This window comes from Bacteroides sp. AM23-12, assembly GCF_003434395.1.
Lineage (GTDB): Bacteria > Bacteroidota > Bacteroidia > Bacteroidales > Bacteroidaceae > Bacteroides > Bacteroides thetaiotaomicron.
Map to the genome: position 1 here is coordinate 100,507 of NZ_QTLF01000019.1, position 10,376 is coordinate 110,882.

A 10,376-nucleotide genomic window follows, 5' to 3' on the forward strand; every position below is an offset into this window, starting at 1 on the left:
TAATGTATAAAAAGATATATTCATGAAAAATACACAGAAATATTTCATATTACTTTTGATGTTGATATTACTTGTTCCAAGCAATATATGGGGACAAGAAACAAAAAAGGAAATTATAGTCAAAGGTGTAGTGGAAGATGATTTAGGGCCGATAATTGGTGCGTCAGTCGTTGCTAAAAACCAGGCAGGTGTGGGAGTAATCACAAATACTGAAGGTAAGTTTTCTTTGAAAGTGGGACCTTATGATGTATTGGTAGTGACTTTTGTTGGTTATCAGCCATATGAGCTGCCTGTTCTGAAAATGAATGATCCCAATAATGTAACTATAAAGTTATTGGAAGATGTTGGCAAAATTGATGAAGTGGTAATTACAGCCAGTGGACTTCAACAAAAGAAAACTCTGACTGGGGCAATAACCAATGTTGATGTAAAACAGTTGAATGCTGTAGGAAGTAGTAGTCTTTCTAATTCATTGGCTGGTGTGGTTCCCGGTATTATAGCCATGCAGCGTAGTGGTGAACCGGGTGAAAATACATCTGAATTCTGGATTCGAGGTATTAGTACCTTTGGTGCAAAATCAGGAGCCTTAGTTCTTATCGACGGAGTAGAACGAAATTTTGATGAGATTTTGCCGCAAGACATTGAATCGTTCTCAGTACTGAAAGATGCATCAGCAACTGCAATATATGGTCAGCGCGGTGCAAATGGAGTTATCTTAATTACCACCAAGCGTGGGGAAAAAGGTAAGGTGAAAATTAATGTAAAAGCAGGATTTGACTGGAATACTCCTGTAAAAGTGCCAGAGTATGCAAGTGGTTATGATTGGGCGCGTTTAGCCAATGAGGCTCGGTTAGGACGCTATGATTCCCCGATTTATACTCCTGAAGAATTGGAGATAATTAGATCAGGTTTAGATACTGATTTATATCCTAATATTGATTGGAGGGATTTAATGTTGAAGAGTGGTGCACCTCGCTATTATGCTAATATTAGTTTTTCAGGTGGTAGTGATAATGTACGTTATTATGTCTCTGGACAATATACCAGTGAACAAGGACGTTACAAAACGTTTAGCTCTGAAAATAAGTACAATACCAATACGACTTATGAACGATATAATTATCGTGCTAACGTAGACATGAACATAACTAAGACAACAGTACTGAAAGTTAGTGTAGGTGGATGGTTGGTGAATAGGACTACGCCTACTAGAAGTACTGGTGACATATGGGAGGATTTTGCCAAATTTACTCCTTTGTCTACTCCTCGTAAATGGTCTACAGGACAATGGCCGAGAGTGGATGGGCAAGATACTCCTGAATATCATATGACACAAAGAGGATATCATACGAAATGGGAGAGTAAGGTGGAAACTAGTGTAAAGTTAGAGCAGGATCTTAAGTTTATTACGCCCGGTTTGAAGTTTGAAGGAGTATTTGCTTTTGATACTTATAATGAGAATATAATAAAACGGGAGAAAAAAGAGGAAGTATGGGAAGCCCAAAAATATAGAGATGAAAATGGTAAATTGATTTTGAAAAGAGTGGTCAATAGAAGTCCGATGAATCAAAATAAGGAAGTTAGGGGTGATAAACGATACTATTTTCAGGCGTCATTAGATTATAACCGTTTATTTGCTCATGCACATCGTGTCGGTGTTTTTGGCATGGTATACCAAGAGGAAAAGACGGATGTTAATTTCGACTCCAGTGATTTGATTGGTTCTATTCCTCGTCGTAATTTGGCTTATTCCGGTCGTTTTACTTATGCTTATAAAGATAAATACCTTGCTGAATTTAACTGGGGATGTACTGGTTCAGAGAATTTTGAACATGGAAAACAATTTGGTTTCTTTCCTGCTGTTTCTGCCGGTTATGTAATTTCTGAAGAGGCTTTTATGAAAAAAGCATTGCCATGGATAGATCAATTTAAGATCAGAGCTTCTTATGGTGAGGTAGGTAATGATGTATTGGATGGTCGTCGATTCCCTTATGTGTCTCTTATAGATACTGATGATGGAGGATCATATTCATTTGGGGAATTTGGAACAAATAGAGTGCAAGCCTACCGTATTAAAACTTTGGGGACTCCTAATTTGACTTGGGAGATAGCTAAGAAATATGATGTAGGTGTTGACTTTTCTTTTTTTAATGGGAAAATTAGTGGTGCTTTAGATTGGTTTTTGGATAAACGTGATGACATCTTTATGCAGCGTAAACATATGCCATTGACTACCGGGCTTGCTGATCAGACTCCAATGGCCAATGTCGGAAAGATGAAGTCTTATGGATGGGAAGGAAATATAGGATTTACTCAATCTATTGGTCAGGTGAATCTCCAACTTCGTGCCAACTTTACTTATCAGACTACTGATATCATAGATAAGGATGAAGCAGCCAATGAGTTATGGTATAAAATGGATAAAGGCTTTCAGTTAAATCAATCGCGTGGATTGATTGCTTTAGGATTATTTAAAGATCAAGATGAAATAGACCGTAGTCCGAAACAGACAAGTAACAGACCTATCCTTCCCGGTGATATTAAATACAAAGATGTAAATGGTGATGGAGTTATTAATGATGATGATATTGTGCCTTTAGGATATCGGGAAGTTCCGGGATTACAGTATGGTGTCGGTTTAAGTGCTAATTGGAGAAATTGGAATTTGAGTGTACTTTTCCAAGGAACAGGTAAATGTGATTTCTTTATTGGCGGTAATGGGCCTCATGCTTTCCGTAGTGAACGTTATGGTAATATTTTACAGGCAATGGTCGATGGTAATCGTTGGATACCCAAAGAAATATCAGGCACGACTGCTACTGAAAATCCAAATGCGGATTGGCCGCTTTTGACATATGGCAATAATGATAATAATAATAGAAAATCAACATTTTGGTTGTATGAAAGAAAATATTTGCGATTACGGAATGTTGAAGTCAGCTATGATTTTCCACAAACTTGGACGCGTAAATTTTTTGTAAGTAACTTACGTCTAGGCTTTGTTGGACAAAATTTGTTGACATGGGCTCCTTTTAAAATGTGGGATCCGGAAGGGACTAGAGAGGACGGATCTAACTATCCGATAAATAAAACATTCTCATGTTATCTTCAAATAAGCTTTTAATCTTTTGAAAAAACAGATCATGAAAAAACTAGTATATTATATATTGTTATCCATAAGTGCGTTATCTTTTTCGGCATGTACCGATTATATTAATGTGGATAAATATTTCTACGATCAGGTATCATTGGATTCAGCCTTTTCCAAACGTATTTATGTTGACGGATGGTTATCCAGTGCTTATAGTGTAATGAATAAGCTAGGTGAATACAAGGAACCGTTTCGCTGGGCAAGTGATGATCTTTACCATCCTGATATGAAAGAATATGTGGAAGGAAGTTATAGTGCTGATAAACCAAAGGGTGATGAAAATGCTGGTGAGTCTCGTTTATGGAAATATTATGAAGGTATCCGTAAGGCATCTACTTTCTTGGATAATGTAGACCGTTGTCCGGAACTAACTATGGATGAAATAGCTGATATGAAAGGACAAGCCCGCTTTTTACGTGCTTATTGTTATTGGGCTTTGATACGTGTTTTTGGACCAGTACCTCTTATTCCGCTTGAGGGACTAGATGCTGACCTTTCGTATGAAGAATTGTCTTTGCCACGTGCTCATTTTGATGAGATAGTTAGTTTTATTGATACGGAACTTGCCGAGACAGCCCGCTTGTTACCCATGAGAAGAACTGTCAACAATTTGGGGCGTCCTACACGAGGTGCGGCTTTAGGACTTCGTGCACGTGTATTACTTTATGCTGCAAGTCCTTTATATAATGGAAATCTCGATTTCTTCAACGTAGTAGATAATAAAGGAAACCAGTTGATTTCTCAAACGTATGATGAATCTAAATGGGCAAAAGCAGCAGCTGCTGCCAAAGATGTAATAGAACTGGCTAAAACCTCAGGTTTGTACGAGCTTTACACCATAGCTCCTAAAATTGGGACATTGGATATGTATCGTCCGCCGGTGCATCCCGAATATTCTACAAAAGATTATCCTGATGGTTGGGCGAATATTGATCCGTTACTTTCGTATAAGTCAAATTTTGATGGTTCAGTTCAAGGCTCCAAGAATCCGGAATTGATTTTTACAAGAACCAGTGATGGAACGGGGACTATTAATGATTGGATGTATCAAGCTTTACCCAGAACAATAAGTGGAAATAACCGTTTATGTGTCACACAAAAGCAAGTTAATGCATACGCAATGAATGATGGACGCACGATTTCGGAAGCTGCAAACACGGGTGATTATGTGACGACAGGTTTTACAACTGAAGCATATTCGGAAAATAATCCATTTCTACCGGCTAAAGTTAGTCTTATGTACAATAAACGTGAACCTCGTTTTTATGCATCTATCGCATATAATGGTTCGGTATGGGAAGCAGCCAGTGCTTCGGAACCTCGATATCGTAATCAACAGATCTTTTATTATCGTGGAACTGAAGATGGTAAACAAGGTTTTAAAGAAGAATGTCCTCTTACAGGGATGACTTTGAAGAAGTTTTATAATTCGGAAGATTCCAGAACAGATGGTGGTTATGTTATAGAAAAAACCGAAATGACTATTCGTTATGCTGAAATATTGCTGATTTATGCGGAGGCATTAAATGAATTATCGGAGGGGGAAGTTTATCATTTAAAGACCTACTCTAATGAAGATGTAGAAATAAAGCGTGATGAGGATGAGATGCGTTATGCTATCAAGCGTATTCGTATGCGTGCCGGAGTTCCCGATTATACGAATGAGACTTATAAAAATCAAGCAGATTTTCGTGTAAAACTGAAAAGAGAACGGCAAGTGGAATTGTTAGGAGAAAACAGTATGCGTTATTTTGATCTCCGCCGATGGAAGGATGCTTTGACAGAAGAAAATCAATTATTGCAGGGTTGTAATATTAATATTAGTGATGATGATACTTATATTGCAGACTTTTACAAGGAAACTCCAGTCTCTTCAGTACATAAAGTCTTTGAACAGCGTATGTATTTATTCCCATTCCCGACATACGAATTAAAGCGCAATGTAAATTTGACACAAAACCCGGGTTGGTAATTAAAACAGTATCATGTTATGAAAAAAGTAATGATTAAAAATATAATAAACAGCCTTTTACTCGTTGTCGTTTTGGGAGTATCTTCTTGCAATGATCAATTGGCTGATGAATTGTTTGAAAAAAGAACATATTTAATAGAAAATGGCTGGAAAGATTATCAACTCGAAGTAGATGATGACAATACCGCTATATTACCGGTTTACTTTGGTATAAACGGCACATCTTTGAATGATAAGGATATAACTTTGACTTTAGATGTAGATCCTGATACACTTGAAAGATATAATTGGGAGAAATATAAAAATCAGAAAGAACTTTATTTAAAACTATTACCAGAGGAATCTTATACTTTTGATGCAAGCTCATGGACTATTCCAAGTGGTGAATTAAACACGTCAGCATATATAAAGATTTCATTGGATAAAATAAAAGAAGTTGGTAGTTTATACAATGATTATGTATTGCCTCTCAGAATAAATTCTTCAGTAGGAGAGCCGATAGGGAGAAGTAAGTACACGAAAGTATTGGCACATATTGCTTTTAAAAATGATTTTTCTGGTCAGTACACAGGAAAAGGTGTCATAAAGCAAATAGGGACAAGCTTTACAACGGATATAACCAGCACCAATATCTATGCTATCAATCAGAATACATGTTATATGTTTGTTGGCGACAAGACTCGTGAAAAAACAACGAATTATCTAGATTATGTTGTCGAAATTACCAAAGATGACGAAACAGGTACTTTTGTGTTAACTTCTCCAGTGGAAAGTTTGAAGTTTAAATCTTATTCATCTCAAATAAGTCGTAAATATACATTGAATTATGGTGATGACAGATATTATATAGAAATTACAACTGTTGATTTTTCTTATGAATATCAAGACTCATCTTATAATAATGAGCCTGTGCTAATGAATTTTCAAGGAAGTTTTACGATGACTAAAAACGTATGGAAATATCAATATCCGGATGTGGATGTAGAAGATTAAGCCATGGTTGCTGGAATGAAAATATCAGTGGCTATTCTAACTGTTTGTTTAAACCCTAAATTTTGTATATATGAAAATTGTGAAGTATATAGTTATCGTATCATTATTTAGTATTTCTGCATGTAGTGATGATGATGATAAAAAAAACAATGAGCGACCTGGGAATCTTGTAGAGTTACAGGTTGATGTAAATGAGATTAATATTGCGCAAGGAGATACCCGTACTGTAAACATTACGTCAGGTAATGGGGAATATGTTGCGACTTCGGCTAATGAAGAAGTAGTTGTCGCAGAAATAGATGGAAATGTGGTGAAACTAACCGCTGTTGAGGGGCATAATAATGCTCAAGGAGTTGTTTATGTTAGCGATAAGTATTTCCAACGCACTAAAATTCTAGTTAATACAGCGGCAGAATTTGAATTGAAGTTGAATAAAACTTTGTTTACGCTTTATTCTCAAGTGGAAGGATCTGATGAAGCTCTCATCAAGATCTATACAGGAAATGGAGGTTATTCTCTTGAAGTGATTGATGATAAAAATTGTATTGAAGTTGATCAATCTACGCTTGAAGACACAGAATCATTTATGGTGAAAGGCATTGCTCAAGGTAATGCTGAGATTAAGATTACTGACCAAAAAGGAAAAGAAGCTTTTGTGAATCTGAATGTAATTGCTCCTAAGCAAATTACGACTGATGCTGACGAAAAGGGCGTTCTGATAAATTCTAATCAAGGATCACAACAAGTGAAGATTCTTACAGGTAATGGAGAATATAAGGTTCTTGATGCTGGTGATGCAAAGATCATTCGTTTGGAAGTTTATGGTAATGTGGTAACGGTGACCGGAAGAAAGGCCGGAGAGACTTCATTTACTTTGACTGATGCAAAAGGACAAGTTTCACAGACTATTCATGTAAAGATCGCTCCTGAGAAGCGTTGGTATATGAATTTAGGAAAAGAGTATGCAGTTTGGACTCACTTTGCAGAGATGACTGGTGAGGGACTAGAGGCTGTGAAAGTTGAAACTAACGGCTTTAAACTTAAAAAAATGACTTGGGAGCTAGTTGCTCGTATCGATGGAACTAATTGGCTACAGACCTTTATGGGTAAGGAAGGCTATTTTATTCTTCGCGGTGGTGATTGGGAAAATAATAAGGGTAGACAGATGGAGTTGGTAGGTATAGATGATAAACTAAAACTGAGAACTGGACATGGAGCCTTTGAACTCGGAAAATGGTCTCATATTGCTTTAGTTGTAGATTGTTCGAAAGGTAAGGATGATTACAATGAAAAATACAAGCTTTATGTTAATGGTAAACAAGTAAAGTGGGACGATAGCCGCAAAACCGATATGGACTATTCTGAGATTGATCTTTGTGCAGGTAATGACGGGGGTAGAGTATCAATCGGAAGAGCTAGTGACAACAGACGCTTTCTTGATGGTGCTATACTCGAAGCACGTATCTGGACGGTTTGTCGTACAGAGGAACAACTTAAGGCTAATGCATGGGAGCTTCATGAACAAAATCCCGAAGGGTTATTAGGGCGCTGGGATTTCTCGGCTGGAGCTCCGACATCTTATATTGAGGATGGTACCAATTCGGATCATGAGTTGCTGATGCATATTTCGAAGTATGATAGCTGGAATGCCACAGAATTTCCTATGAGCAGATTTGGGGAAGCTCCCATTGAAGTACCTTTTAAATAACTTTTAAATTCGAAGAAAAATGAAAGCAATATTCAAGCTGTTGATATTGAACTTTTTGACTCTGTTTATCTTTCCGTCTTGCAGTGATGATGATAAGTCAAAGTCTGAATTGAATGACCCCATCAGTGGCAATATTTCTCCGGTAGGTTCATTTGCGGTAGAAGCTACCAATAACGAGAATGAACTTCTGGTGAAATGGACCAATCCCAGTAATCGCGACGTGGATATGGTAGAACTCTCTTACAGGGACGTGGAAGCGAGTTTGTCTCGTGCTACCGACTTCTCGCCGGGACATATCATAATACAAGTAGAGCGTGATGTCACACAGGAATATATGTTGAAGGTTCCTTATTTTGCTACTTACGAAGTTTCTGCCGTAGCTATCAGCAAAGCCGGCAAGCGATCGGTACCCGAAAGCCGTGTGGTGATGCCTTATCATGAAAAGGTGGACGAGCCGGAACTGAAACTGCCGGAAATGCTGGACCGTGCACATTCTTACATGACTTCTGTCATTGGATATTATTTCGGCAAGAGTTCCAGAAGCTGCTGGCGTAGTAATTATCCTTATGATGGAAAAGGTTATTGGGATGGTGATGCGTTGGTCTGGGGACAAGGCGGTGGGCTTTCGGCATTTGTTGCTATGCGTGATGCAACCAAAGAGAGCGAAGTGGAGAATCTTTACGGTGCAATGGATGATATGATGTTCAAAGGAATACAGTATTTCTGTCAGCTGGATCGTGGAATCCTGGCTTATTCCTGCTACCCGGCTGCCGGTAACGAACGTTTTTACGATGATAACGTATGGATCGGGCTCGATATGGTCGACTGGTATACGGAAACGAAAGAGATGCGTTATCTGACACAGGCAAAGGTGGTATGGCGCTACCTGATCGATCACGGTTGGGATGAGACTTGCGGAGGAGGTGTACACTGGAGGGAGTTGAACGAACACACTACCAGCAAGCACTCTTGCTCTACCGGACCTACTGCTGTGATGGGCTGTAAGATGTATCTGGCAACTCAGGAACAGGAATATCTCGACTGGGCGATCAAATGTTACGACTATATGCTGGATGTATTGCAAGACAAGTCCGATCATTTATTCTATGACAATGTACGCCCGAATAAGGATGATCCCAATCTGCCGGGTGATCTTGAAAAGAACAAGTATTCCTACAACTCCGGACAACCATTGCAGGCGGCCTGTCTCTTATATAAGATTACCGGCGAACAGAAATATCTGGATGAAGCGTATGCGATTGCTGAAAGCTGTCATAAGAAATGGTTTATGCCCTATCGTTCCAAAGAGCTGAATCTTACTTTCAATATCCTTGCTCCGGGACACGCTTGGTTCAATACGATCATGTGCCGTGGATTCTTTGAACTTTATTCTATAGACAATGACCGTAAATATATCGATGATATCGAAAAGTCAATGATTCATGCGTGGAGCAGTAGCTGTCATCAGGGTAACAACTTGCTGAATGACGATGATCTGAGAGGGGGAACGACCAAGACCGGTTGGGAAATACTCCATCAGGGGGCATTGGTTGAATTGTATGCCCGGTTGGCAGTACTGGAACGTGAAAACCGATAGTTGAATGATTCCCGTTTAGGGAAAATAAGAAAATAAAAAAGCCATCCCCGGAATAGACGAAGTAGGGATGGCTTTTTTTGTAGTGTGCTTACTATTGTTCGGCAGACTATGTTCCGTGAGTTTTTGGAAAGGTTATTCCTTGACAGGCTCAGCCGGTTTGTCTTTGGATGCAGTGTCAGTAACGACTGTATCGTTGACAATAGCGGTCGGTGCACTCAGTTCTGTCTTAACAGGTTCCTCGCTCTTGGTTACAGTATCTTTTACTACTGTATCATTAACGATAGCTGTTGCATTAACTTCTGCCAGGGCTGTCGCAGCTTCTGCAGAGTTCTGAGCCTTAACAAGGAATGAACCACCACAAACAAACATAAACATTGCTACTACTAATACTAATTTTTTCATAATCGTTTGCTTTAATGATTATTAAACATATATTTTCAATTCTCTCTTATGTGTTAAGGAATCGGTTGTTACATTATCTAACGGCTAATTAAAGATCAAAGTGTGTGCCAAAGACTGATGTGTGCTAACAATGCGTTGATTATAAGTGGGATATGTAGATTATGTACATTATCTATAGTGTGGAAACGTATGGGGAATGTGTGGAAAATGGGGCAGGGAGTGTGGAATTATTCCACAATAGTGTGCTTTGCTATGCAGGTAATAATAAGTAATGAAAGAATGGTTGTGATACAATGAACTTATGTTTAAGTGACAGTGAGTTGAAATGTAGTAAATAAGTGACCGTTCTGCTACTGTTTATTAGTCGGTCATATTGATTCTCTAACCATTATAACCCTGTTTTTATTTCGTTGCACCTAGGTTTGATAGTCGTTGCACGTAGGTTGAATAGTTGAAGCACCTTAGTGCTATATTCGTTGCACCTTGGTGCAACGAAAGAAAACTGCTGACTTTTGACACATTTACATTTGCAGTATTAAATATCACAACAAAA

At 38.4% G+C, this 10,376-nt stretch carries 6 protein-coding genes; 5 read left to right on the forward strand and 1 reads right to left on the reverse strand.

Annotation, left to right across the window (positions count from 1 at the left end; translation table 11 throughout):
- The first annotated feature begins 22 nt into the window (after nt 1-22).
- From DW640_RS15685 to DW640_RS15705, 5 genes are all read left to right on the forward strand, one after another.
- On the forward strand, nt 23-3,124 hold the full coding sequence (locus DW640_RS15685) for a TonB-dependent receptor (protein ID WP_117578647.1): 3,102 nt from the start codon (nt 23-25) through the stop codon (nt 3,122-3,124).
- Nucleotides 3,125-3,143: 19 nt separating this feature from the next.
- Nucleotides 3,144-5,123, forward strand: a complete 1,980-nt coding sequence (locus DW640_RS15690) for a RagB/SusD family nutrient uptake outer membrane protein (protein WP_117578648.1) — start codon at nt 3,144-3,146, stop codon at nt 5,121-5,123.
- 18 nt (nt 5,124-5,141) lie between these two features.
- Nucleotides 5,142-6,116: a BT_3044 domain-containing protein gene (locus tag DW640_RS15695; RefSeq protein ID WP_011108974.1), complete on the forward strand. Its 975-nt coding sequence runs from the start codon at nt 5,142-5,144 to the stop codon at nt 6,114-6,116.
- 70 nt (nt 6,117-6,186) lie between these two features.
- Nucleotides 6,187-7,824 carry a LamG-like jellyroll fold domain-containing protein gene (locus DW640_RS15700; protein ID WP_070750591.1) on the forward strand — a complete coding sequence of 546 codons (1,638 nt, stop codon included), beginning with the start codon at nt 6,187-6,189 and terminating at the stop codon, nt 7,822-7,824.
- A gap of 19 nt (nt 7,825-7,843) precedes the next feature.
- On the forward strand, nt 7,844-9,421 hold the full coding sequence (locus DW640_RS15705) for a glycoside hydrolase family 76 protein (protein ID WP_011108976.1): 1,578 nt from the start codon (nt 7,844-7,846) through the stop codon (nt 9,419-9,421).
- A gap of 132 nt (nt 9,422-9,553) precedes the next feature.
- Here the strand turns inward: DW640_RS15705 and DW640_RS23785 are convergent, their stop codons facing one another.
- Complete coding sequence (locus DW640_RS23785) at nt 9,554-9,823, reverse strand: hypothetical protein (RefSeq protein WP_008762730.1); 270 nt, start codon at nt 9,821-9,823, stop codon at nt 9,554-9,556.
- Between the last annotated feature and the right edge of the window lie 553 nt (nt 9,824-10,376).